Consider the following 25,015-nt stretch of genomic DNA (forward strand, 5'->3'; position numbering starts at 1 on the left):
AGTCGGCAAACGTGTTGAATGACACACCGCTTTCGCGAGCAAGCCCGCTCCCACAGGGGGATGTGTTTTCAATCGATGAACAGGTCGGGCATCAGTGCGGCGTCGCTGTCCGGTTCGAAGCGGTAATGATCGAATTCGGTCACGCCGTTTTCTCGCAAAATCTCCTCATCAATCAACAGCCGACCGCTGATCTGCCGCCCGCTGCTGCTCAGGATCACATGCGCCGCATCCGCCATGATCGCCGGCGTGCGCGCATGCTTGAACGACTCGCGGCTACCCAGCTGAAACTCGATCGCCGCCGTGGCAATCATCGTCTGCGGCCACAGCGAATTGACGCTGATCCCGTAATTGGCGAATTCCTCGCTCATGCCCACCGTCAGCATGCTCATGCCGTATTTGGTCACGGTGTAGGGGCTGTACTGGGCGAACCATTTGCTTGCCAGATTCAGCGGCGGCGACAGGTTGAGGATGTGTCCGGCGGATTTTTTCAGATAGGGCAGGGCGGCCTGGCTGCACAGCAGCACCGCGCGGGTGTTGATCTGGTGCATCAGGTCGAAGCGTTTGAGTTCGATGTGTTGCACGCCTGTCAACTTGATCGCCCCGGCGTTATTGATCAGCGCATCGATGCCGCCGAAATGCTCGTTGGCCTGGGCCAGTGCACTGCGCACCGCGTCTTCATCACGCACGTCCAGTTGCAGCGCCAATGCCTTGCCGCCAGCGGCTTCGACTTCTGCGGCGACGCTGTGGATGGTGCCGGGCAATTTCGGATGAGCTTCGGCGCTCTTGGCCGCAATCACGATATTGGCCCCGTCCTTGGCGGCCCGCAGCGCAATCTCACGGCCGATGCCACGGCTGGCGCCGGTGATGAACAGGGTTTTGCCTTGTAGCGACATGCCGATGCTCCTGCTTGTTGTTATGTGAGCGGGGGCTCGACAGACAATGTAGACCAAGCAGCTGGCGGGGTAGGGGCGGCGAAGTGGACTTGTGGCGAGGGAGCTTGCTCCCGCTCGGCTGCGCAGCAGTCGTAAACCCGGGCAATGCGGTGTGTCTGACGAACCGCACGCTCAGGTTTTGGGGCTGCTACGCAGCCCAGCGGGAGCAAGCTCCCTCGCCACAGGGGATCAACTCATTACCGGAGATCCCCTCATCCAGGCGTTCATTTGCCAAGGAATCAGGCCGACATCACTTCGCGGATGTCAAGGGCCAGTTCGCGTACGCGTTCTTCTTCGGTGTCCCACGAACACATGAAACGTGCGCCGCCCTTGCCGATGAAGGTGTAGAAGCGCCAGTTTTTTGCGGTCAGCGCGGCGATGGCCGGTTCCGAGAGTTGCAGGAATACGCCGTTGGCCTGCACCGGGAACATCAGTTCCACGCCCGGAATGTCGCTGACCAACTCGGCCAGCAGTTGCGCGCAGTGGTTGGCGTGGCGAGCGTATTTGAGCCAGGCGTCGTTTTCGAGGATGCCGACCCACGGTGCCGAGAGGAAGCGCATTTTCGACGCCAGTTGCCCGGCCTGTTTGCAGCGGTAGTCGAAGTCTTCGGCCAGTTTGTGGTTGAAGAACAGAATCGCTTCACCCACGGCCATGCCGTTTTTCGTACCGCCGAAGCACAGCACGTCGACGCCGGCCTTCCAGGTCAGATCGGCCGGCGAGCAGCCGAGGAAGGCGCAGGCGTTGGAGAAACGCGCGCCGTCCATGTGCAGGTGCAGGCCCAGTTCCTTGCAGGTGGCGCTGATGGCGCGGACTTCTTCAGGGGTGTAGACGCTGCCGACTTCAGTGGCCTGAGTCAGGGTCACGACGCGCGGTTTCGGGTAGTGGATGTCCTGGCGCTTGAGCGCGACTTCGCGGATCGACTGCGGGGTGATCTTGCCGTTTTCGGTGCCGGCGATCAGCAGTTTCGAGCCGTTGGAGAAGAATTCCGGTGCGCCGCATTCGTCGGTTTCGACGTGGGCGGTTTCCGAGCAGATCACACTGTGGTAACTCTGGCACAGTGATGACAGCGCCAGCGAGTTGGCGGCGGTGCCGTTGAAGGCGAAGAACACTTCGCAGTCGGTTTCGAACAATTTGCGGAAATAGTCCGAAGCGCGCGCGGTCCATTCATCGTCGCCATAAGCGCGCTGGTGGCCGTGGTTGGCCTGTTCCATGGCAGCCCAGGCTTCAGGGCAGATACCGGAATAGTTGTCGCTGGCGAATTGTTGGCTCTTGTCGGTCATGGCCGGCTTCCGTGGTCGAGACTCTTGTGAAGGCTCGTGGTCAATGATGGTGCGCACTTTACCGAAGATCTTCCGGGGAGCACACGGGATGTCGCTGTCAGAAAATTACCAGTTTGTGGCCCGATTATGCACGTGACTAAACGCGACGGCGCGCTGGATTTGCTCAAGTGGCTGGCGCTGCTGAGCATGCTGCTCGATCACCTGCGATATGTCGGGATCAGCGCCGATTGGCTGTATGTGCCGGGGCGTCTGGCGTTCCCGTGGTTCTGTCTGGCGATGGCGGCGAACCTTGCCCGGGCCGGTGCGCAGAAGACCGAGTGGCGCTATCTGGGCTGGTTGTTGCTGTTCAGCCTGGTCAGCGAGATTCCCTACCGCTTGTACATTCCTGATCCCGACACCATGAACGTGATGCCCACGCTGGCGCTCGGTTTGCTGGTGGCGCGAGGGTGGCAGGATCGAACCTTGCTATCGCGCCTGTTGGGCGTCGGTGCCTTGCTGCTGGCGGCGTTGTTTTCGCAGTGGCTGATGTTCGGCGTGTTTGGCGTGTTGCTGCCGCTGGCGCTGCTGTGGGTGATCCGTCGCCCCTGGTACTTCGGCCTGCTGCCGGGGCTGGTGTGTCTGGCGGGGAATCAGTGGCAGGTGCTGTATGAGGCGGCGGAGTTTGGTAACTACGTGGCGGTGTTCGGCATCGCGGCATGCCTGATTGCGCCAATGCTCGGGCTGTTCTTGTTGCGACACTTCAGATCTATCCATCCGCTGCCCATGCGCCGTTGGGCGTACGCGCTCTATCCCCTGCATTTCCTCTTGCTGCTCGCCATTCGCACGGCCTGCACATAACCCCTGTGGGAGCGGGCTTGCTCGCGAAAGCGGTGAATCAGACGGCATAGATGGCGACTGACACACCGCTTTCGCGAGCAAGCCCGCTCCCACAAGGGATCGGCGTGGATTCAATCGGTCATTTCCCGCCATGTCGTAAACGCACCTTTGCGTGGCGTCCGTAGGCATTTGAGCTGTCTGCGCCGGTCATACCATCGCATCAAAGGGCACCGTCGCAAGCCGCGTGCCTGACCAAGACAAAATGGCGCACTGCCGCCGCTGGGAGAGACGCGATGTTCAGCAAGCAAGACCAGATCCAGGGTTATGACGATGCACTGCTGGCGGCGATGAATGCCGAGGAGCAACGTCAGGAAGATCACATCGAGCTGATCGCGTCGGAAAACTACACCAGCAAACGCGTGATGGAAGCGCAAGGCAGCGGCCTGACCAACAAGTACGCCGAAGGCTATCCGGGCAAGCGCTACTACGGCGGCTGCGAGCATGTGGATAAAGTCGAAGCGCTGGCCATCGAACGCGCCAAGCAGTTGTTCGGCGCCGATTACGCCAACGTCCAGCCGCACTCCGGTTCCTCGGCCAACAGCGCGGTGTACCTGGCGCTGATCCAGCCGGGCGACACCATTCTCGGCATGAGCCTGGCCCACGGCGGCCACCTGACCCACGGCGCGAAAGTGTCGTCCTCGGGCAAGCTGTACAACGCGGTGCAGTACGGGATCAACACCGATACCGGGCTGATCGATTACGACGAAGTCGAGCGTCTGGCCGTCGAGTGCAAGCCGAAGATGATCGTCGCCGGTTTCTCCGCTTATTCGAAGACCCTGGATTTCCCGCGCTTCCGCCAGATCGCTGACAAGGTCGGCGCGCTGCTGTTCGTCGACATGGCCCACGTGGCCGGTCTGGTCGCTGCTGGCCTGTACCCGAACCCGCTGCCGTACGCTGACGTGGTCACCACCACCACGCACAAGACCCTGCGCGGTCCGCGTGGCGGGCTGATCCTGGCCAAGTCCAACGAAGAGATCGAGAAGAAGCTCAACGCCGCGGTATTCCCCGGGGCCCAGGGCGGCCCGCTGATGCACGTCATCGCCGGTAAAGCGGTGTGCTTCAAGGAAGCGCTGGAGCCAGGCTTCAAGGCCTATCAGCAGCAAGTGATCGACAACGCCAAGGCGATGGCCAGCGTGTTTATCAAACGTGGCTACGATGTAGTGTCCGGCGGTACCGACAACCACCTGTTTCTGGTCAGCCTGATCCGTCAGGGCCTGACCGGCAAGGATGCTGACGCCGCCCTCGGCCGTGCGCACATCACCGTCAACAAGAACGCCGTGCCGAACGACCCGCAATCGCCGTTCGTGACCTCGGGCCTGCGCATCGGCACCCCGGCCGTCACCACCCGCGGCTTCAAGGTCGCCCAGTGCGAAGTGCTGGCCGGCTGGATCTGCGACATCCTCGACAACCTCGGTGACGCCGACGTTGAAGCGAATGTGGCCAAGAACGTCGCGGCACTGTGCGCTGACTACCCGGTTTATCGCTGAGCGGTTTGGAGTAAATGACTATGCAACGCTATTCGGGCTTCGGCCTCTTCAAACACTCCCTCAGCCACCACGAGAACTGGCAGCGCATGTGGCGCACGCCGACGCCGAAGAAGGTCTACGACGTGGTCATCGTTGGCGGCGGCGGGCACGGTCTGGCGACCGCCTACTATCTGGCGAAAGAGCACGGCATCACCAACGTGGCCGTGGTCGAGAAGGGCTGGCTGGGCGGCGGTAACACCGCGCGCAACACCACCATCGTGCGTTCCAACTACCTGTGGGACGAGTCGGCGCACCTGTACGAACACGCGATGAAACTGTGGGAAGGCCTGTCGCAGGACCTGAACTACAACGTGATGTTCTCCCAGCGCGGCGTCTACAACCTGTGCCACACCCTGCAGGACATCCGTGATTCCGAGCGTCGGGTCAGCGCCAACCGCCTCAACGGCGTTGACGGCGAACTGCTCAATGCCAAGCAAGTGGCCGACGAGATTCCGTACCTCGACTGCTCGAAAAACACCCGCTACCCGGTGATGGGCGCGACCGTTCAGCGTCGCGGCGGCGTCGCCCGTCACGATGCCGTGGCCTGGGGTTTTGCCCGTGCCGCCGACGCCTTGGGCGTGGACTTGATCCAGCAGACCGAAGTCATCGGTTTCCGCAAGGAAAACGGCGTGTGCATCGGCGTTGAAACCAACAAGGGTTTCATCGGCGCCAAGCGTGTCGGTGTGGTCACCGCCGGTAACTCCGGGCACATGGCCAAGCTCGCCGGTTTCCGTCTGCCGATCGAATCCCACCCGCTGCAAGCGCTGGTGTCCGAGCCGATCAAACCGATTATCGACAGCGTGATCATGTCCAACGCCGTGCACGGTTACATCAGCCAGTCGGACAAGGGCGACCTGGTGATCGGCGCCGGCATCGACGGCTACAACGGCTACGGCCAGCGCGGTTCGTACCCGGTGATCGAGCACACCATTCAGGCCATCGTCGAGATGTTCCCGGTGCTGTCGCGGGTGCGCATGAACCGCCAGTGGGGCGGCATCGTCGACACCACCCCGGACGCTTGCCCGATCATTTCGAAAACCCCGGTGCCGAACATGTTCTTCAACTGCGGTTGGGGCACCGGTGGCTTCAAGGCGACTCCCGGCTCGGGCAACGTGTTTGCCGCCAGCCTCGCCAAGGGTGAAATGCACCCGTTGGCTGCACCGTTTTCCATCGACCGGTTCCACAACGGCGCACTCATCGACGAACACGGCGCTGCTGCCGTCGCCCACTAACAGGAGAAATTCCCATGTTGCATATCTTCTGTCCTCACTGCGGCGAACTGCGCTCCGAAGAGGAATTCCATGCATCCGGTCAGGCGCACATCCCGCGTCCGCTGGATCCGAACGCCTGCACTGATGAAGAGTGGGGCGACTACATGTTCTTCCGCGACAACCCGCGCGGTCTGCACCACGAGTTGTGGGATCACGTCGCCGGTTGCCGCCAGTACTTCAACGTCACCCGCGACACTGTGACCTACGAGATTCTCGAAACCTACAAGATCGGCACCAAGCCGCAATTCACCGACAAGGCTGATACGGCGAAAACAGCCACGACGGCGCTGGGAGAGAAGGTATGAGCCAGACCAATCGCCTGTCCAACGGTGGACGGATCGACCGCAACAAAGTGCTGAGCTTCACCTTCAACGGTCAGAGCTACAAAGGCTTCGAGGGCGACTCGCTGGCCTCGGCACTGATCGCCAACGGCGTCGACATCATCGGTCGCAGCTTTAAGTATTCGCGTCCACGCGGGATCTTCGCCGCCGGTGCCGAAGAGCCGAACGCCGTGCTGCAGATCGGTGCCACCGAAGCCACGCAGATTCCCAACGTGCGCGCCACGCAACAGGCGCTGTACCAAGGCCTGGTCGCCACCAGCACCAACGGCTGGCCAAGCGTTAACAACGACATGATGGGCATTCTCGGCAAGGTCGGCGGCAAGCTGATGCCGCCGGGTTTCTACTACAAAACCTTCATGTACCCGCAATCGTTCTGGATGACTTACGAGAAGTACATTCGCAAGGCTGCCGGTCTGGGCCGTTCGCCGACCGAAGTCGATCCGGACACCTACGACTACATGAACCAGCACTGCGACGTGCTGATCGTCGGCGCCGGCCCTGCCGGTCTCGCCGCTGCCCTGGCGGTTGCGCGCAGCGGTGCGCGGGTGATCCTCGCTGATGAGCAGGAAGAGTTCGGCGGCAGCCTGCTCGATTCCCGCGAAAGCCTCGACGGCAAACCGGCGATCGAGTGGGTGGCCAGCGTTATCGCTGAACTCAAGGACACCCCGGACGTGCTGCTGTTGCCGCGCGCCACGGTCAACGGTTACCACGACCACAACTTCTTGACCATTCACGAACGCCTCACCGATCACCTCGGTGACCGTGCGCCAATCGGTCAGGTGCGTCAGCGCATCCACCGCGTCCGCGCCAAGCGTGTCGTGCTGGCGACCGGCGCGCACGAGCGTCCGCTGGTCTACGGCAACAACGACGTGCCGGGCAACATGCTTGCCGGTGCGGTCTCGACTTACGTGCGCCGTTACGGCGTGGCACCGGGCAAGAAGCTGGTGCTGAGCACCAACAATGATCACGCTTATCGCGTCGCTTTGGACTGGCTCGACGCCAGCCTGCAAGTGGTGGCCATCGCCGATGCACGCAGCAATCCGCGGGGTGCGCTGGTGGAAGAAGCCCGCGCCAAAGGTATCCGCATCCTCACCGGCAGCGCCGTGATCGAGGCCCGTGGCAGCAAGCGCGTGACCGCTGCCCGCGTCGCTGCGATCGACGTCAAGGCGCACAGCGTGACCAGCCCGGGCGAATGGCTCGACTGCGACGTGATCGCCAGTTCCGGCGGTTACAGCCCGGTGGTGCACCTGGCTTCGCACCTCGGTGGCAAGCCGATCTGGCGTGAAGACATCCTCGGTTTCGTACCGGGCGAAGCACCGCAGAAGCGTGTGTGCGTCGGCGGCATCAACGGCGTTTACGGCCTCGGCGATTCGCTGGCCGATGGTTTCGAAGGGGGCGCTCGTGCTGCCAGTGAAGCCGGTTTCGGTGTGGTCGAAGGCACACTGCCAAAAGCGCTGAGCCGTCTCGAAGAAGCGACTTTGGCGCTGTTCCAGGTGCCGCATGAGAAGGGCACCGCGCGGGCGCCGAAGCAATTCGTCGACCTGCAGAACGACGTCACCGCCGCTGCCATCGAACTGGCGACCCGCGAAGGTTTCGAGTCGGTCGAGCACGTCAAACGCTACACCGCGCTGGGCTTCGGCACCGATCAGGGCAAGCTCGGCAACGTCAACGGTCTGGCCATCGCCGCGCGCTCGCTGAACGTGACCATCCCGCAGATGGGCACCACGATGTTTCGCCCCAACTACACGCCGGTGACGTTTGGCGCGGTAGCGGGTCGTCACTGTGGGCACATTTTCGAACCGGTGCGCTACACCTCGCTGCATGCCTGGCATGTGAAGAACGGCGCCGAGTTTGAAGACGTCGGCCAGTGGAAACGTCCGTGGTACTTCCCGAAAAACGGTGAAGACATGCACGCCGCGGTGAAGCGCGAATGCAAAGCCGTGCGCGACAGCGTCGGCCTGCTCGACGCCTCGACCCTCGGCAAGATCGACATTCAAGGCCCGGATGCCCGCGAGTTTCTCAACCGCGTCTACACCAACGCCTGGACCAAGCTCGACGTGGGCAAGGCGCGTTACGGCCTGATGTGCAAAGAAGACGGCATGGTCTTCGACGACGGTGTGACGGCGTGCCTGGCCGACAACCATTTCGTCATGACCACCACTACTGGCGGCGCGGCGCGCGTGCTGCAGTGGCTGGAGCTGTACCACCAGACCGAATGGCCGGAGATGAAGGTGTACTTCACTTCCGTCACCGATCACTGGGCGACCATGACCCTGTCCGGACCGAACAGCCGCAAGCTGCTCAGCGCCGTGACCGACATCGATCTGAGCAACGAAGCCTTCCCGTTCATGACCTGGAAAGAAGGCCTGGTCGGCGGCGTGCCGGCGCGGGTGTTCCGCATCTCGTTCACCGGTGAGCTGTCGTACGAAGTCAACGTCCAGGCCGACTACGCGATGGGCGTGCTGGAGAAAATCGTCGAGGCCGGCAAGCAGTACAACCTGACGCCGTACGGCACTGAGACCATGCACGTTCTGCGCGCCGAGAAAGGTTTCATCATCGTCGGTCAGGACACCGACGGCTCGATGACTCCGGACGACCTGAACATGGGCTGGTGCGTCGGTCGCACCAAACCGTTCTCGTGGATCGGCCAGCGCGGCATGAACCGTGAAGACTGCGTGCGTGATCAGCGCAAACAACTGGTGGGCCTCAAGCCGATCGATCCGAACGTCTGGCTGCCGGAAGGTGCTCAGTTGGTGTTCAACACCAAGCAAGCGATCCCGATGACCATGGTCGGCCACGTGACTTCCAGCTACGCGCACAACTCCCTCGGCTATTCGTTTGCCATGGGCGTGGTCAAGGGCGGTCTCAAGCGTATGGGCGAGCGGGTATTTGCGCCGCTGGCCGACGGCAGCGTGATCGAGGCGGAGATTGTGTCTTCGGTGTTCTTCGATCCGAAGGGTGATCGGCAGAACATCTGATTGCTCGGGGGACGGTGGGGTGTCAGTGGGTGCGAGTCGTCTGATCGATTCGCGAGCAAGCCCGCTCCCACAGGTTCCGGGTCGTTAATGGAATTTGTGTCAGGCATCAGTCCCCTGTGGGAGCGGGCTTGCTCGCGAAGGCGGCAGTACAGCCACCACAAGGACCGGACCAACAGAATTGAGATAGGTGCTTTATGACCACAGCCAACGTGTACCAACAACGCCCGACCACCGGGGCCCGTGCCGAGTCGTCGCTGCACCATGCCGACCTCGCCAGCCTGGTCGGCAAGGGTCGCAAGAACGCCGGCGTCATCGTGCGTGAAAAGAAACTCCTCGGTCACCTGACCATTCGTGGCGATGGCCACGATGCAGCCTTCGCCGCCGGTGTGCACAAGGCCCTCGGCATCGAATTGCCGGGCGCCCTGAGCGTGATCGTCAAAGGCGAAACCAGCCTGCAATGGATGGGCCCGGACGAGTGGCTGCTGATCGTGCCAAGCGGTGAGGAATTCGCCGCCGAGCAGAAGCTGCGCGAAGCGCTGGGCGATCTGCACATCGCGATCGTCAACGTCAGCGGCGGCCAGCAAGTGCTCGAACTGAGCGGGCCGAACGTGCGTCAGGTGCTGATGAAATCCACCAGCTATGACGTGCACCCGAACAACTTCCCGGTCGGCAAAGCGGTAGGCACGGTGTTCGCCAAATCGCAGCTGATGATTCGCCACACCGCCGAAGACACCTGGGAACTGCTGATCCGTCGCAGCTTCTCGGATTACTGGTGGTTGTGGCTGCAGGATGCGTCGGCCGAGTACGGCCTGAGCGTTCAGGCCTGAAAGATCAAGAGCCACCCCCTCACCCCAGCCCTCTCCCCCAAGGGGGAGAGGGGGAAAGGGAGCAGATTTGTGTAGTTTTCGAGCCTGAGTTCGCCGCGATATTTCAGGTCGGCGTAGCTCGAAAGAACACCTCGGTCAGTCCCCTCTACCTCCGGGAGAGGGCTAGGGTGAGGGGCAAAAATCCCCCAGACACCGCGCACAAAAGAACAGGAGTCACCGCACCATGAGCCGCGCCCCAGACACATGGATTCTGACCGCAGACTGCCCCAGCGTGCTCGGCACGGTGGACGCGGTGACGCGTTTTCTGTTCGAGCAGGGTTGCTACGTTACCGAGCACCATTCGTTCGATGACCGGCTCTCGGGCCGTTTCTTCATTCGCGTGGAATTCCGTCAGCCTGACGGTTTCGACGAACAATCCTTCCGCGCCGGCCTTGCCGAGCGCGGTCAGGCGTTCGGCATGGTCTTCGAACTGACCGCGCCGAACTACCGGCCGAAAGTGGTGATCATGGTTTCCAAGGCCGATCACTGCCTCAACGACTTGCTCTACCGCCAGCGCATCGGCCAGTTGTCGATGGACGTCGCGGCGGTGGTGTCCAACCATCCGGATCTCAAGCCTTTGGCCGACTGGCACCAGATTCCCTACTACCATTTTCCCCTCTACCCCAACGACAAACCGGCGCAGGAGCGTCAGGTGTGGCAGGTGATCGAAGAGTCCGGCGCCGAACTGGTGATCCTCGCCCGCTACATGCAGGTGCTGTCGCCGGAACTGTGCCGCAAGCTCGATGGCAAGGCGATCAACATCCATCACTCGCTGCTGCCGGGGTTCAAGGGTGCCAAGCCGTATCACCAGGCCTACAACAAGGGCGTGAAGCTGGTCGGCGCGACGGCGCATTACATCAACAACGACCTCGATGAAGGGCCGATCATTGCCCAGGGCGTCGAGGCGGTGGATCACAGTCATTACCCCGAGGATCTGATTGCCAAGGGGCGCGATATCGAGGGCCTGACCCTGGCCCGGGCGGTGGGTTATCACATCGAAAGAAGGGTGTTTTTGAACGCCAACAGAACTGTCGTTCTTTAGAAGCTTTCGCGAGCAGGCTCGCTCCCACAGGGATTTGTGTTGAAACACAGCTCTCTGTCACACCAAAGATCATGTGGGAGCGGGCTTGCTCGCGAAGGGGCCATAACTGACAACGCAAGACCAACAAGCAATAACCCGAGCACTTAACGCGCTGCCTGCCTGGGCAACGCGGTTCCATAAAAACAACAGCGAGGTGAAAGCATGTCTGGCAATCGTGGTGTGGTGTATCTCGGCGCTGGCAAGGTCGAAGTGCAGAAAATCGACTATCCAAAAATGCAGGACCCGCGCGGCAGGAAGATCGAGCACGGTGTCATCCTGCGTGTGGTGTCCACCAACATTTGTGGCTCCGACCAGCATATGGTGCGCGGCCGGACCACGGCGCAGACCGGTCTGGTGCTGGGCCATGAAATCACCGGCGAAGTGATCGAAAAAGGTTCCGACGTCGAGAACCTGAAAATCGGCGATCTGGTTTCCGTACCGTTCAACGTTGCTTGCGGGCGCTGCCGTTCCTGCAAGGAGCAACACACCGGTGTCTGCCTGACCGTTAACCCGGCCCGTGCCGGCGGTGCCTACGGTTACGTCGACATGGGCGACTGGACTGGCGGCCAGGCCGAGTACGTGCTGGTGCCATACGCCGACTTCAACCTGCTGAAACTGCCGGATCGCGACAAGGCCATGGAGAAAATCCGCGACCTGACCTGCCTCTCCGACATTCTGCCGACCGGCTATCACGGTGCGGTGACGGCAGGCGTTGGCCCGGGCAGCACCGTTTATATCGCGGGCGCCGGCCCGGTCGGTCTGGCCGCGGCTGCCTCGGCGCGTTTGTTGGGGGCGGCGGTGGTGATCATCGGCGACGTCAACACCATCCGCCTGGCGCACGCCAAGGCTCAGGGCTTTGAAGTGGTCGACCTGTCCAAGGACACGCCGCTGCACGAGCAGATCGCCGCGCTGCTGGGCGAACCGGAAGTCGATTGCGCGGTGGACTGCGTGGGCTTCGAAGCCCGTGGTCACGGCCATGACGGGGTGAAATCCGAAGCCCCGGCCACCGTGCTCAACTCGCTGATGGGCGTGGTGCGTGTCGCCGGCAAGATCGGTATTCCGGGCCTCTACGTCACCGAGGATCCGGGTGCCGTGGACGCCGCCGCGAAAATGGGCAGCCTGAGCATCCGCTTCGGTCTGGGCTGGGCCAAATCCCACAGCTTCCACACCGGCCAGACCCCGGTGATGAAGTACAACCGCCAACTGATGCAGGCGATCATGTGGGACCGCATCAACATCGCCGAAGTGGTGGGCGTGCAAGTCATCAGCCTCGATCAGGCGCCGGAAGGTTACGGCGAGTTCGATGCCGGTGTGCCGAAGAAGTTTGTGATCGATCCGCATCGGTTGTTCAGTGCGGCTTAAGCTTCAGGCAGTGCAGAACGGCGACCTCAAGGTCGCCGTTTTTTATTGGGATGAGCATAAAACCTGTGGCGAGGGAGCTTGCTCCCGCTCGGCGGCGAAGCCGTCGTAAAATCCACACATGCGCCGTCTCAGGAAAATTACCCACACAAGATTTGGGCCGCTTCGCAGCCCAGCGGGAGCAAGCTCCCTCGCCACAGAGGTTTGTGGTGCCAGAGTCAGAGAGCCGCTAACGCGCCTTGGTAAAGCACCGGCCCGGTCGGTTGCCCGGTCGGCGAGCCGCCCTTCGGCTCCAGACTCACCGCCAGCGCAATCGGCTGGCCGATCAAGACTTTCTGCGCCGCGCTCAATTCAACCTTGCCCTTGCCCCCCGCCGGAATCACCCCCAGCGAAATCGGCTTGCCATCCGCTGGAATCGCCCACAATTCCAGGCTGCGATCAGGCCCGACTGCCGCCAATGTCAGCGGCTCGACTTGCAGATAATCGGCATGCGCCTCGACCTTCAGTGCCGGCTGCGCGTCGGCGGTCAGCAGGGTGGCGCGGTAGCGGGCGTCGTCGCGGTTGTACAGCGAGCCGAGGAATACCAGGATCACGATCGAACACAGCGCGGCGCTGACCCGTAGCCAGTTCCAGAACGGACGTTTTTCCGGGACGTGCAGCACTTGCGGTTCGATCCGCGCGGTGATGCCTTGCCACACCCGATCCGGCACCGGTTGCTCCGGCAGCGTTTCGGTAAGGCTGGCAAGGCTCTCCTGCCACTGCGCCAACTCGCTTCGCAGTGCTGCGTCATCCAGCAGCAATTGTTCAAAGCGCCTGCGCGCCGCCGCAGACATCAGGCCGATGGCGTAATCGGCAGCGAGGGCGCGGCGCAGGGCGGGGGTCTGGTAGTTCATGATTCAAGGCACCTGCGCAGACGCTCCATGCCGCGGCGAATCCACGACTTCACCGAGCCCAGCGGTGCGGCCAGCTGTTCGGCCAGTTCCGAGCAGGAAAGGCCCTGGAAGTAGGCGACGCTGATCGACTGGCGCTGCATGCCGTCGAGGGTGTCCAGGCAGCGATGCAGCGCGCTGGCTTCGCGGCTGCTGTTCAACAGGTCGTGGGCTGAAGGGCCATCGTCCGGCAGGGTGTCCTGTTCGAAGTCGGTCAGCGGCCGTTCGCGCTGTTTGCGTAATTGGTCGATGGCCTGATTGCGAGTGATGTTGATCATCCAGGTCAGCGGCGCCGACAAGTGGGCTTCGTAGCGCGAGGCGTTGTTCCAGATCCGCACGAAGCTTTCCTGCACCACGTCCTCGGCCAGATCCGCCCGGCCCATGATGCGCAGGGCCACGCCGTGCAGACGCGGGCCAACGCTGCGATAGAGCGTTTCGAACGCAGCACGGTCACCCAGTGAGCACTGGGCCAGCAGCTGGCGCAACTGATCAGGGTCGGCGATGGAAATGACGGCTCTCCAGGCAATGGGCGGGCGACGAGGGCGGTGCTCGGGCTGTTCACAGGCTAGTTCAGGGACAGCGCTTGTGCCATTCATCTCGGGTTATCCGCGGTTTCACGTTTTATATACGTGGCCATGCTGAAAATGGATGCGCCGGCGAGGAACATGCTGGCTGAAACCCGGTCAAATCGGCAGTTTTGCCGCCTATTGAGGGGCGGTCACCACAGCGCAAGAGGATGTCTGAATGAAGATTTCACGCGGTATTGCCTTGGCTTCACTGATGACCCTTGCGGCTGGCCCGGTGTTCGCAGGGTTCAGTCTGGAAGACGTGACCAAAGCGGCTTCGAGCATGCAGGGTGGCAACGCTGCCACCGCCGCCGCGCCGACCTCGGAAACGGCTGGTTTGCTGAAAGCGGTCACCGATCTCGGCGTTACGCCGCAGCAAGCCGTCGGTGGCACCAGCGCCATGCTTGGCCTGGCCAAGAACCAATTGAGCAGCACCGATTATTCGCAGTTGGCCAAAGAAGTGCCGGGCATCGACAAACTGTCGGGCGGTAGCGGCAACCTGGCGGCGTTGAGCGGGTTGCTCGGCTCGTCGGGCAAGTCAGCCGGGCTGGAAAACGCGCTGGGTAACGTCAAGAACACCAGCGACCTGAACAATGCCTTCGGTGCGTTGGGCATGGACAGCGGCATGGTCGGTCAGTTTGCCCCGGTGCTGCTCAAGTACCTGGGTGATCAAGGCGTCGGCGGCCCGCTGCTGCAGAGCCTGGGCAGTATCTGGGGCGCCGGCACCGGTAGCTGATTCAGGTGCGCTCGCCGCGCAGTTGGCTGATGCGCTGATCCTTCTCGGTCCAGAGCTGGTTGACCCAGTTCTGGACCTGTTGGCGAAACAGCGGATCATTTTCGTAATCGCCCTGCGACAGCGCCGGGTCGAGTTCGCGGGTCTGGATGTCTACGATCACCCGCGGCACGCTGCCGCTGATCAAATCCCAGAATCCCGGGATCTTCTGCTGTGGATAGACCACGGTCACGTCGAGCAGCGCGTCCAGCTGTTCGCCCATCGCCGCCAGAACAAATGCCACGCCACCCGCCTTGGGTTTGAGCAGGTGCTTGAACGGTGACTGCTGCTGCGCGCTTTTCGCCGCGGTGTAGCGAGTACCTTCCAGATAATTCACCACCGTTACCGGCTGGCGCTTGAACAGCTCGCAGGCCTGTCGGGTGATTTCCAGATCCTTGCCCGCCAGCTCCGGGTGCCTGGCGAGGAACGCCTTGCTGTAGCGCTTCATGAACGGGTAATCCAGCGCCCACCACGCCAGACCCAGGAACGGCACCCAGATCAGTTCTTTCTTGAGGAAGAACTTGAAGAACGGCGTGCGCCGGTTGAGGGTCTGGATCAGCGCTGGAATGTCGACCCACGACTGGTGGTTGCTGACCACCAGATACGAGGTGTCACCACGCAGGTTGTCACCGCCGCGAATGTCCCATTGAGTGGGGATGCACAGGCGAAAGATCAGCTTGTCGATTTCCGCCCAGGTCTCGGCAATCCACATCACCGCCCACGAGGCGTAATCGCGCCAGCGCCCCGGTGCAATCAATTTGAGCAGGGCAAAGACCAGCAACGGCCCGATCAGAATCAGGGTGTTGAGCAACAGCAGCAGGGTGACGAAACAGCCGGTGAGCAGGCGGCGCATAAGCAACTCTATGAAGGCGGATGGGCGCGCCATGATAAGTGGCTTCGGGCGACAGGCCAAATTGATGGTGACGAATGTTTCACTTTTGGCTGGCTATGCTGGAGCTGATTACCGTGTTGGCAGGGCTGGCCTCTTCGCGAGCAAGCCCGCTCCCACAGTGGATTTTCAGTGTGCATGCCATCTTCAACAGATCCCCGATCCCCTGTGGGAGCGGGCTTGCTCGCGAAGGCGGATTCAGGGCGAACGAATTGCCCAATGGCTGTCTAAAATCTCGCGTCTGACGCCCTCATTTTCCAAGGAAGCCCTCTACGTGAAATCCCTCCTTGCACTGTTTGCCCTCGTCGCCCTGCCGGTCATGGCCGCCGAGCCGACCCTGTACGGGCGTTACGAATACATCGCGCTGCCGGAAATCGGTGGTGAGGTGCTCAAGGCCAAGATGGACACCGGCGCGCTGACCGCTTCGCTGTCGGCCAAGGACATCGAGACCTTCACCCGCGATGGCGAAGACTGGGTGCGTTTTCGCCTCGCTACCAAGGATGCCGATAACAAGGTCTACGAGCACAAGGTCGCGCGGATCAGCAAGATCAAGAGTCGCTCCGACGAGGACGATGAAGATCGCGACGTCACCGAAGTCGCCAAGCGTCCGGTGGTCGATCTGGAGCTGTGCCTGGGCAACGTCAAGCGCACCGTTGAGGTCAACCTGACCGACCGCAGTCACTTCAACTATCCCCTGCTGATCGGCGCCAAGGCCCTGCGCGAGTTCGGCGCGGCAGTGAACCCGGCACGGCGTTTCACCGCCGACAAGCCGGACTGCTAAGTGGTCTCATTGACGTAAGGTCAGGCTTGGGGCACCGTTCGCGCACTTAACCCATGGGCTCGGACGCCATGCCTCATATCCTGATTGTCGAAGACGAAGCGGCGATTGCCGACACGCTGATTTTTGCCCTGCAGGGCGAGGGGTTTGCCACCACGTGGCTGAGCCTCGGCGCGGCAGCGCTGGAGCATCAACGGCAGACCCCGGCTGACTTGATCATTCTCGATATCGGCCTGCCGGACATCAGCGGTTTCGAAACCTGCAAACAGCTGCGGCGCTTCAGTGAAGTGCCGGTGCTGTTCCTCAGCGCCCGGGACGCCGAGATCGACCGGGTGGTGGGGCTGGAAATCGGCGCCGACGATTACGTGGTCAAGCCGTTCAGCCCGCGTGAGGTCGCCGCGCGGGTCCGGGCGATTCTCAAGCGCATGGCGCCGCGTCCCGTGGTTGAAACCTCCTCGGCGCTGTTTCGCATCGATCCCGAGCGCGTGCAGATCGTCTACCGGGGCCAGCCGCTGAATCTGACCCGCCACGAATTCCGCCTGTTGCAATGCCTGCTTGAACAACCGCAGCGGGTGTTCAGCCGCGAGCAATTGCTCGACGCGCTGGGGGTTGCCGCCGACGCCGGCTACGAGCGCAGCATCGACAGCCACATCAAGAGCGTGCGCGCCAAACTGCGTCTGGTGCGGGCCGACGCCGAGCCGATCCAGACCCATCGCGGCCTCGGTTACAGCTACAGCCCGGGGCACAGCTGATGTCGCTGGGGCTGCGGATTTTTCTGGTGTATGTGCTGTTTGTCGGCCTGACCGGTTACTTCGTGCTCAACACGGTGATGGAAGAAATCCGCCCGGGTGTGCGCCAGTCCACCGAAGAAACCCTGGTCGACACCGCCAACCTGATGGCGGAAATTCTCCGTGATGATTTCAAGGCCGGCACGCTCAGCGAGAACCGCTGGCCCGAATTGCTGCGGGCCTTCGGTGAGCGCCAGCCACAGGCGACGATCTGGGGCCTGCCGAAAAACCAGGTCAACCACCGCATCTACGTCACCGACGCCAAAGGCATCGTGGTGCTGGATTCCAGCGGCGTGGCGGTCGGGCAGGATTATTCGCGCTGGAACGACGTCTACCTGACCCTGCGCGGCGAATACGGCGCGCGCTCGACCCGCAGCGATCCGAACGACCCGGCGTCCTCGGTGATGCACGTCGGCGCGCCGATCCGTGATAACGGCGGGATCATCGGTGTGGTCACGGTGGCCAAGCCCAACAGCTCATTGCAGCCTTATGTCGATCGCACCGAGCGGCGCTTGCTGTTTTACGGTGCCGGGCTGATCGGCCTCGGCCTGCTGTTCGGCGCTTTGCTGTCGTGGTGGCTGAGCCGCGCGCTGCACCGTTTGACCGGCTACGCCAAAGCGGTGAGTGAAGGGCGCCGGGTTGAAGTGCCGCATTATCGTGGCGGCGAGCTGGAACAACTGGCCACGGCGCTGGAGCAGATGCGCACCCAGCTCGAAGGCAAGGCTTACGTCGAACGCTACGTGCACACCCTGACCCATGAATTGAAAAGTCCGCTGGCAGCAATTCGTGGTGCGGCGGAATTGCTGCAGGGTGACATGCCAGCGATTCAGCGCCTGCGTTTTGTCGGCAATATCGACAGCGAAAGCGCGCGGATGCAGCAGTTGATCGAGCGCCTGTTGAACCTCGCGCAAGTCGAGCAGCGGCAGGGGCTTGAGGAGCGGGTGGCGGTGCCGCTGGCGGCGTTGGTTGATGAACTATTGCAGGCGCAGGCAGCGCGGATCGAAGGCCGGCGGCTCAAGGTCGAGCAGACGATTGCGTCGGATCTGTTGCTGATCGGCGAGCCGTTTCTGCTGCGTCAGGCGTTGGGCAATCTGCTGGAGAATGCGCTGGATTTCACCCCGATCGGCGGGTTGCTGCGTTTCAGTGCCGAGCGTGTTGGAGAGCAGGTCGAGTTGCGCTTGTTCAACGAAGCGGCGGCGATTCCCGAGTACGCCTTACCGCGCTTGAGTGAACGGTTTTACTCATTGCCGCGTCCGGACAGTGGGCGCAAGAGCACCGGTTTGGGGCTGAACTTCGTTGAGGAGGTGATGAAGTTGCATGGTGGGTTGATGCAGATCCGCAATGTCGAGAATGGCGTGGAACTGACTTTGCGCTTGCCTTGAAACCGCGTCGCTGCCTTCGCGAGCAAGCCCGCTCCCACAGGGGGGGGTGTTGAAACACAGGTCTCTGTCACACCAAAGATCAACTGTGGGAGCGGGCTTGCTCGCGAAGGGGCCGGTGCAGTCTCCACACAATCTCCATATTCCCCCCACATTCTCCTCATACATCAACACCAGACTCTGCCCATCCAAACAGGGAGAGTCCCATGAACAAGAATCTGACCATCAAGCTCGGGGCGATTGCCCTGCTGATCCTGCTGTTGCTGATACCGCTGCTGATGATCGACGGCATCATCGATGACCGCCAGCAACGGCGCGATGGCGTGCTTGAAGACATTGCCCGCAGCTCCAGTAACAGCCAGCAACTGAGCGGGCCGGTGATGGTGGTGCCGTATCGCAAAGTGATTCACAACTGGAAGCTCAACGACAAAACCAACCAGCGCTACGACGAGCCAAGTGAAGAACGCGGTCGTCTGTATTTTTTGCCGGAGCGCTTCGAGCTCGACGGGCAAGTGCAAACCGAACTGCGCAATCGCGGTATTTACGAAGCGCGACTGTTCCACGCCGACAACCGCATCGATGGGCATTTCTCGTTGCCGGCGCAGTTGGGGATTCAGGAAGATTTTGCCGACTACCAGTTCGATGCGCCGTTTCTGGCGGTGGGCATCAGCGATATTCGCGGCATCGAAAACGCGCTGAAACTGGAACTCGATGGTCAACGCCTGGATTTCGTACCCGGCACCCAGGTCGGATGGCTCGGCGAAGGTGTACGGGTCACGCTGCCGGTGCTGGACACTCGCAACGCCACCGAGCTGACCTTCGGTTTCGACCTGCGCCTGCAAGGCACCGGTTCGTTGCAGGTGCTGCCGGTGGGCAAAAGCAGTCACGTCAGCCTTGCCGCCAACTGGCCGCATCCAAGCTTTGTCGGCAACTTCCTGCCGGGCAAACGCGAGATCAGCGATCAGGGCTTCAGCGCCGATTGGCAGACCACGTTCTTCTCCACCAACCTGCAAGAAGCCATGAGCCGTTGCGTGATGGGCAATGACTGCGAGGCGTTCAACGGGCGCAGCTTTGGTGTGAGCTTCATCGATCCGGTGGATCAGTACCTGAAGAGTGATCGGGCGATCAAATATGCGCTGTTGTTCATCGTCCTGACGTTCGCCGGTTTCTTCCTGTTCGAAGTGCTCAAAAGTCTGGCGGTGCACCCGGTGCAATACGCATTGGTCGGGGTGGCGCTGGCGTTCTTTTACCTGTTGCTGTTGTCGTTGTCGGAGCACATCGGCTTTGCTCTGGCGTATCTGCTGTCGGCCAGTGGCTGTGTGTTGTTGATCGGGTTTTATGTCTGCCACGTGCTGCACAGTGTGCGTCATGGCCTGAGTTTTTCCGCGGGGTTGGCGGCGTTGTATGGCCTGCTGTATGGCCTGCTGAGCGCCGAGGATTACGCGCTGCTGATGGGCTCGCTGCTGTTGTTCGGCCTGCTCGGGGTGTTCATGGTGCTGACGCGCAAACTCGACTGGTACGGGATCGGGCAGAAACCGGCCAAGCCGCTGGAGTTTGATGTGGGGGGGATGCAATGAGTGGATTGCGTGAGGAGCAGCGGGAGGCAGAGGTGTTGGTGACGCTGATTGTTGCGTCACTGCCGTCGGAACCGAGGTGGTGCCATCGCGAGCAGGCTCACTCCTACAGGGGAATGCGGTCAACTGTAGGAGTGAGCCTGCTCGCGAAGGGGCCGGATCAGACGCCGCCGACTTAAGGCTTGGGCATGGTGGCGACCATGGACGGTCGCTGGCTCACGTCGAAATACCAGTTGGCCAGTTGCGGATTGGCGCTGCGCCAGTCCAGATCCGGATGACGCAGATCGATGTAACCCAGTGCACAAGCGACGCTGATCGCCGCCACGTCGAAATGGCTGGTCAGCTCGGCAATGGCGTCACTTTCCAGATAGGCCAGGGCGCGACGAATCTTGTCGCGCTGGGCGTCGAGCCATTCATCCCAGTGCTTTTCCGGGGCGCGCAGCACCAGTTCGTAACGCACCATCACTGAGGCGTCCATGATCCCGTCGGCCATCGAGGCCAGGGTCAGACGCCGCCAGCGGGCCGCACCTTCGCGGGGGATCAGCGGATTGCCGACGTGCTGCTGGTCGAGGTATTCGAGAATCACGCGACTGTCATGAATCACGCTGCCGTCGGCCAGACGCAGGGCCGGAATCTTGCCCAGCGGGTTGTCGGCGTTGAGCGCCGAATCCGGGCTGACCGGGCTTAGGACGCAGTCTTGCAGAGCGACGCGATCCTGCTGGCCGGTCTCGTGCAGCAGCACCATCACTTTGCGCACGAACGGGGAAAGCGTGTTGTGGTACAGGGTCATGCTGGGGGCGGACATTGGCAAACCTCGGTGGTCATCGAAGAGCAGGAGGTTAGCCTAGTCAGATACAGAGCGGCTGGCGAGGGATTTGCTGGTGTTCATCAGGCCGCCTTCGCGAGCAAGCCCGCTCCCACACTGGATCTGTTTCGTTCACAAATCCCCTGTGGGAGCGGGCTTGCTCGCGAAGAGGCCCTGTCAGGCAGCACAAAAATCACCCACGCGGCAGCAAGCCTCTTACGGCCAGAAACGCCGGCACACCCAGCCCGACCCAGCTCAACGCATCCCAGATTCCATCCCCCAACAACGCCGCGAACAGCCCCGCCGCACTCAGCAGCGCGATCACCAGCGGGGTGCTGAAGACTTTCCAGAAACTCGACTGACGCGGCTTCATGCAGCAGCCTCCGCCGTCACCGGTTTCGCCGCTTTACGCCGCACCACCCAGAGGTACACGCCGCTGCCGAGCACGATGATGGTCAGCACGTCGAGGGTCGCCCAGAGGATTTTCATCGGCATGCCGCCGTAGTCGCCGAAGTGCAGCGGCTGTGACATGCCCATGGCGTCCATGTACCACGGGCGTTCACCGACGGCGGTGACTTGCAGGGTGCTGGCATCGATCAGTACCGGCGTCAGCAGGTGCGAGGTCAGGTGCGTGCCGCCCTTCATGAAGACTGAATAATGATGCTCGCTGGAAAACCGCGTGCCGGGGAAAGCGATGAAATCCGGGTTCATGCCCGGCGCCACGTCGCGGGCGATGTCCAGCAGGCGGGTGGCCGGGGCCAGTCGGGTCAGCGGCGGGGCATCGCGGTAGGGCGCGACCATGGCGGTCAGCGTGTCATTGCGCCACGCGGCGATGATCAGATCTGCACAGGCACTGATCACTCCGGTGACGCCGACCACCAAGGCCCAGGTCAGGGTGACGATGCCGATCAGGTTGTGCAGATCGAGCCAGCGCAGGCGGGTGGACTTGTCCTGACGCACGGTGCCGAACTGCAAACGGCGCATGAATGGCAGATACAGCACCGTCCCGGAAATGATCGCGACCACAAACAGCAGGCCCATGAATGCCAGCAGCAACTTGCCCGGCAACCCGGCGAACATGTCGACGTGCAGGCGCAGGATGAACAGCATCAGGCCGCCATTGGCCGACGGGGTTTCCAGCGCTTCACCGGTACGCGCATCGAGCATGAAGGTGTGCGAAGAGTTCGGTTCGGTGCCAGCGGTTTTCGCCATGATGGTCAGCACGGCGTTGGGCTCGTCGTCTTCGAAACCGAAGTACTGCACCACTTCGCCGGGACGATGTTTTTCTGCGGCGTCGACCAGTTGCGCCAGATTCAGGCGCGGCGTGTCGGCGGGCATCTCGCGCACTTGCGGGGCATCGCCGAGCAGGTGCTCGATCTCGTGATGGAATATCAGCGGCAGGCCGGTCAATGCCAACAACAGCAGAAACACGGTGCAGATCAGGCTGGTCCAGGTGTGGATGAACGACCAGCGGCGGATGGTTTTACTTTTCATTTCGTGACCTTCAAAAACACCAAAGCCGTCCCCGCAGGGACGGCCTGATGACAGGACCGGTTGGCACTCAGTCGCTTACCACTTGTAGGTGGCGCTGGCGACGACGCTACGCTGGTCGCCGTAGTAGCAGTAGAAGCCGTCGCAGGTGGAGATGTAGTCCTTGTCGAACAGGTTGGTGGCGTTGACGGCCAGCGACGCACCTTTGAGGCTGTTGTCCAGACGCCCGAGGTCGTAATGCACGGAGGCATCGAACACGGTGTAGGCATTGGCCTTGCCCAGCCAGGTGTTGCCCTGATCGCCATAGGTGTTGCCGGTGTAACGCACGCCACCGCCGATACCGAAGCCGTCGAGCACGCCGCTGTGCCAGGTGTAATCAGTCCACAGCGAGGCTTGCTGGTTCGGCATCAGTTGCAGGCGGTTGCCTTTGTAGTCGCCTTTCTGCACTTCGGACTTGGCCAGGGTGTAGGCGGCAATCACTTTGAGGTTATCGGTGACGTCCGAGGTCGCCTCCAGCTCCAGGCCTTTGACTTTCACTTCGCCGGTCTGGCTGGTGATCGGGGTGTTGCCGACGGTGGTGGTGACCGCGACGTTTTTCTGCGTCAGGTCATACACGGCGGCGGTCAGCAGGGTCTTGCTGCCCGGTGGCTGGTACTTGACGCCCATTTCCCACTGCTTGCCTTCGGTCGGTTTCAGCGAACCGCTGGAGGAGGCGTCGGCGCCGGTGGTTGGCTGGAAGGATTCGGCGTAGGAAATGTACGGGACGAAGCCCGAGTCGAACACGTAGCTGAGCGCTGCGTTACCGCTGAAGTTCTTGTCGCGCTGGGTGTTGGTCGCGTCGGCCTTGTTGAAGAACGTGGTGCCGGTGTGGACCCAGTCTTCACGACCGCCCAGCGTCAGGCGCCATTGGTCGAGGGCCATCTGGTCCTGCACGTAAAGGCCGGTCTGGTAGGTCTTCTGGTCGTAGTCGTAATACGCCGTCGAGCGATCCGGACGAACGATCGGCTGGCCGTAGATCGGGTTCAGCACGTTGGTTTTCAGGCCGTCACCGTAGATCGACAGGTAGTTGGTGTTGCTGCGCTGGTGATCCAGCCCCAACAGCACGGTGTGGCGAATATCACCGGTGGCGAAGTCGGCCTGGAAGTTGTTGTCCACCGCGAACTGGCTGATGTCTTCGTCAACGCTGGTGCTGGTGCGCCCGACGTTACCTTGATCGTCCACCATGGTGTACGGGTAAGAACCGACGGTCAGGGCCTGGAACGACAGGTCCGACTTGGTGTAACGCAGGTTCTGCTTGAACTGCCAGACATCGTTCAGCCGGTGTTCGAAGGCATAACCGAGCGCGTAGTAAGTGCGGTCGTAGTATTCCCAATCCGGATCGCCGAGATTTTTGTGGTGCGAGACGCTACCGAACGGCATGTCGATCTTGGTGCCCTGCACCGGCAGGAACTGGCTGGTGATGCCGGTATCGTCGCGAGTGAACTGGCTCAGCAGGGTGAATTTGGTGTCGTCGTCGATGTTCCAGGTCAGGCTCGGCGCGATGTTGTAGCGCTTGTTGTCGATGTGGTCGATCTGGGTGCCGCTGTCACGCACCACGCCGCTGATGCCGTAGAGGAACTGGCCGGCGTCGTCGATCTTGCCGGTGCTGGCGAAGTTGATCTGACGGTGGTTGTCGCTGCCGTACTGCAACTGGATTTCGCTGCTGGCGTCGCTGCTCGGGCGTCGGCTGACCATGTCCAGCAGGCCGCCCGGCGGGGTCTGGCCGTAGACGGAAGAGGCCGGGCCACGCAGCAGGGCGAGACGGTCGAGGTTCCAGGTTTCCTGTTTCGGGTTGGCGTACACGCCTTTTGGCAGGGGCAGGCCGTCGAGGAACTGGGTCGGCTCGAAACCGCGCACGCGCAGCCAGTCGGCGCGCGTGTCGCTGCCGTAGCTGCTGGCGGTGATGCCCGGCATGTAGCGCACGGCGTCATCGAGGCTGTGCACGCTGCGGTCGTCCATCTGCTGACGGGTGGCGACCGAAATCGAGCGCGGTGCTTCGACCAGCGCGGTGTCGGTCTTGGTGCCGGCGGCAGTGCGGGTGGCGGTGTAGCCTTCGACCGGGCCCCAGGCGGTTTCCAGGTTTTCCACGCCGATGACTGCGGTTTCCGGCAGCGCCAGTGTCCCTTCCGGCACCGCCACCAGGGTGTAAGTGCCGGTGCTGCTTTGTTCCAGTTGCAGACCGGTGCCACGCAGGGCAGCGCGTAGCGCACCGGCGGCATCGTATTGGCCGCTGACCGGCGCGGAGGTCTTGCCCGCCGCCAGCGACGGATTCAGTGACAGCGCGAGGCCGCCCTGGCTGGCGATCTGGTTCAGGGTGGTCGACAGCGGCGCCGCCGGCAGGTTGTAGGCGCGGACGCTGGAGGCCTGTTCGGCGGCGAGCAGCGGGCTGCTGATCAGCGGCGCGCTGAGGGCGATGGCGACGGCCAGCAGACTGGGGCGCAGCAAGGTGTCTAGCGAACGGGACATGCGAAGGCTCCTGAATGGAAATATTTCTC

At 62.1% G+C, this 25,015-nt stretch carries 22 protein-coding genes; 13 read left to right on the plus strand and 9 right to left on the minus strand.

Annotated features, from left to right (window positions below; all coding sequences use genetic code 11):
• Positions 1 to 68: 68 nt before the first annotated feature.
• Together AC27VU_RS08760 and AC27VU_RS08765 are read right to left on the minus strand one after the other, a co-directional pair.
• Complete coding sequence (locus AC27VU_RS08760) at positions 69 to 893, minus strand: SDR family oxidoreductase (RefSeq protein ID WP_488723878.1); 825 nt, start codon at positions 891 to 893, stop codon at positions 69 to 71.
• A 278-nt stretch (positions 894 to 1,171) separates the two neighbouring features.
• Complete coding sequence (locus tag AC27VU_RS08765) at positions 1,172 to 2,212, minus strand: threonine aldolase family protein (protein WP_488723879.1); 1,041 nt, start codon at positions 2,210 to 2,212, stop codon at positions 1,172 to 1,174.
• A 126-nt stretch (positions 2,213 to 2,338) separates the two neighbouring features.
• Between AC27VU_RS08765 and AC27VU_RS08770 the strand changes: the two genes are divergently transcribed.
• The 8 genes from AC27VU_RS08770 to fdhA all read left to right on the plus strand — a co-directional run bounded on the left by AC27VU_RS08770 (position 2,339) and on the right by fdhA (position 12,513).
• The gene (locus AC27VU_RS08770) at positions 2,339 to 3,049 is read left to right on the plus strand and encodes a TraX family protein (protein WP_488723880.1); all 711 of its coding nucleotides are present in this window, start codon (positions 2,339 to 2,341) and stop codon (positions 3,047 to 3,049) included.
• Between the two features lie 272 nt (positions 3,050 to 3,321).
• The gene (glyA, locus tag AC27VU_RS08775) at positions 3,322 to 4,575 is read left to right on the plus strand and encodes a serine hydroxymethyltransferase (RefSeq protein WP_003228965.1); all 1,254 of its coding nucleotides are present in this window, start codon (positions 3,322 to 3,324) and stop codon (positions 4,573 to 4,575) included.
• Between the two features lie 20 nt (positions 4,576 to 4,595).
• Complete coding sequence (locus AC27VU_RS08780) at positions 4,596 to 5,846, plus strand: sarcosine oxidase subunit beta (protein WP_003206307.1); 1,251 nt, start codon at positions 4,596 to 4,598, stop codon at positions 5,844 to 5,846.
• Between the two features lie 14 nt (positions 5,847 to 5,860).
• A complete protein-coding gene (locus AC27VU_RS08785) occupies positions 5,861 to 6,190 on the plus strand; it encodes a sarcosine oxidase subunit delta (protein WP_003228964.1) in 330 nt (109 codons plus the stop codon).
• The gene (locus AC27VU_RS08790) at positions 6,187 to 9,204 is read left to right on the plus strand and encodes a sarcosine oxidase subunit alpha (protein ID WP_488723881.1); all 3,018 of its coding nucleotides are present in this window, start codon (positions 6,187 to 6,189) and stop codon (positions 9,202 to 9,204) included. Before AC27VU_RS08785 ends, AC27VU_RS08790 begins: the two co-directional genes overlap by 4 nt.
• Before the next feature lie 194 nt (positions 9,205 to 9,398).
• Positions 9,399 to 10,031, plus strand: coding sequence for a sarcosine oxidase subunit gamma (locus tag AC27VU_RS08795; protein ID WP_034155013.1), 633 nt, complete (start codon positions 9,399 to 9,401; stop codon positions 10,029 to 10,031).
• 223 nt (positions 10,032 to 10,254) lie between these two features.
• The gene (gene purU, locus AC27VU_RS08800) at positions 10,255 to 11,112 is read left to right on the plus strand and encodes a formyltetrahydrofolate deformylase (protein WP_488723882.1); all 858 of its coding nucleotides are present in this window, start codon (positions 10,255 to 10,257) and stop codon (positions 11,110 to 11,112) included.
• 201 nt (positions 11,113 to 11,313) lie between these two features.
• Positions 11,314 to 12,513, plus strand: coding sequence for a formaldehyde dehydrogenase, glutathione-independent (gene fdhA, locus AC27VU_RS08805; protein ID WP_007962594.1), 1,200 nt, complete (start codon positions 11,314 to 11,316; stop codon positions 12,511 to 12,513).
• Positions 12,514 to 12,728: 215 nt separating this feature from the next.
• Here fdhA and AC27VU_RS08810 read toward each other — a convergent pair whose 3' ends face one another.
• Complete coding sequence (locus AC27VU_RS08810; protein WP_488723883.1) at positions 12,729 to 13,403, minus strand: anti-sigma factor; 675 nt, start codon at positions 13,401 to 13,403, stop codon at positions 12,729 to 12,731.
• On the minus strand, positions 13,400 to 14,035 hold the full coding sequence (locus AC27VU_RS08815) for an RNA polymerase sigma factor (protein WP_488723884.1): 636 nt from the start codon (positions 14,033 to 14,035) through the stop codon (positions 13,400 to 13,402). The genes AC27VU_RS08810 and AC27VU_RS08815 overlap by 4 nt, the downstream gene beginning before the upstream one ends.
• A gap of 148 nt (positions 14,036 to 14,183) precedes the next feature.
• On the opposite strand from AC27VU_RS08815, the gene AC27VU_RS08820 reads away from it, so the two are divergent.
• The gene (locus AC27VU_RS08820; protein WP_003228952.1) at positions 14,184 to 14,741 is read left to right on the plus strand and encodes a DUF2780 domain-containing protein; all 558 of its coding nucleotides are present in this window, start codon (positions 14,184 to 14,186) and stop codon (positions 14,739 to 14,741) included.
• Position 14,742: 1 nt separating this feature from the next.
• On the opposite strand, the gene yihG is transcribed toward AC27VU_RS08820, so the two are convergent.
• On the minus strand, positions 14,743 to 15,630 hold the full coding sequence (gene yihG, locus AC27VU_RS08825) for a 1-acylglycerol-3-phosphate O-acyltransferase, YihG family (RefSeq protein ID WP_488723885.1): 888 nt from the start codon (positions 15,628 to 15,630) through the stop codon (positions 14,743 to 14,745).
• A gap of 310 nt (positions 15,631 to 15,940) precedes the next feature.
• Between yihG and rloA2 the strand changes: the two genes are divergently transcribed.
• From rloA2 to creD, 4 genes are all read left to right on the plus strand, one after another.
• Positions 15,941 to 16,447 carry a retropepsin-like aspartic peptidase RloA2 gene (gene rloA2, locus AC27VU_RS08830; protein WP_103486433.1) on the plus strand — a complete coding sequence of 169 codons (507 nt, stop codon included), beginning with the start codon at positions 15,941 to 15,943 and terminating at the stop codon, positions 16,445 to 16,447.
• Between the two features lie 68 nt (positions 16,448 to 16,515).
• On the plus strand, positions 16,516 to 17,196 hold the full coding sequence (creB, locus tag AC27VU_RS08835; RefSeq protein WP_488723886.1) for a two-component system response regulator CreB: 681 nt from the start codon (positions 16,516 to 16,518) through the stop codon (positions 17,194 to 17,196).
• The gene (gene creC / locus AC27VU_RS08840) at positions 17,196 to 18,614 is read left to right on the plus strand and encodes a two-component system sensor histidine kinase CreC (protein ID WP_488723887.1); all 1,419 of its coding nucleotides are present in this window, start codon (positions 17,196 to 17,198) and stop codon (positions 18,612 to 18,614) included. The genes creB and creC overlap by 1 nt, the downstream gene beginning before the upstream one ends.
• A 203-nt stretch (positions 18,615 to 18,817) precedes the next feature.
• Positions 18,818 to 20,188: a cell envelope integrity protein CreD gene (gene creD, locus AC27VU_RS08845; protein WP_201136405.1), complete on the plus strand. Its 1,371-nt coding sequence runs from the start codon at positions 18,818 to 18,820 to the stop codon at positions 20,186 to 20,188.
• Positions 20,189 to 20,360: 172 nt separating this feature from the next.
• Here the strand turns inward: creD and AC27VU_RS08850 are convergent, their stop codons facing one another.
• The 4 genes from AC27VU_RS08850 to AC27VU_RS08865 all read right to left on the minus strand — a co-directional run bounded on the left by AC27VU_RS08850 (position 20,361) and on the right by AC27VU_RS08865 (position 24,986).
• Complete coding sequence (locus AC27VU_RS08850) at positions 20,361 to 20,990, minus strand: glutathione S-transferase (RefSeq protein ID WP_400507966.1); 630 nt, start codon at positions 20,988 to 20,990, stop codon at positions 20,361 to 20,363.
• Between the two features lie 193 nt (positions 20,991 to 21,183).
• Positions 21,184 to 21,363, minus strand: a complete 180-nt coding sequence (locus AC27VU_RS08855; RefSeq protein ID WP_003228937.1) for a hypothetical protein — start codon at positions 21,361 to 21,363, stop codon at positions 21,184 to 21,186.
• Entirely contained in the window at positions 21,360 to 22,484 is a 1,125-nt protein-coding gene (locus AC27VU_RS08860) for a PepSY-associated TM helix domain-containing protein (RefSeq protein WP_201136407.1), read from the minus strand. Before AC27VU_RS08860 ends, AC27VU_RS08855 begins: the two co-directional genes overlap by 4 nt.
• Before the next feature lie 75 nt (positions 22,485 to 22,559).
• On the minus strand, positions 22,560 to 24,986 hold the full coding sequence (locus AC27VU_RS08865) for a TonB-dependent siderophore receptor (RefSeq protein ID WP_226500953.1): 2,427 nt from the start codon (positions 24,984 to 24,986) through the stop codon (positions 22,560 to 22,562).
• Positions 24,987 to 25,015: the final 29 nt, after the last annotated feature.

The organism is Pseudomonas sp. 14P5.3.2, from assembly GCF_057799175.1.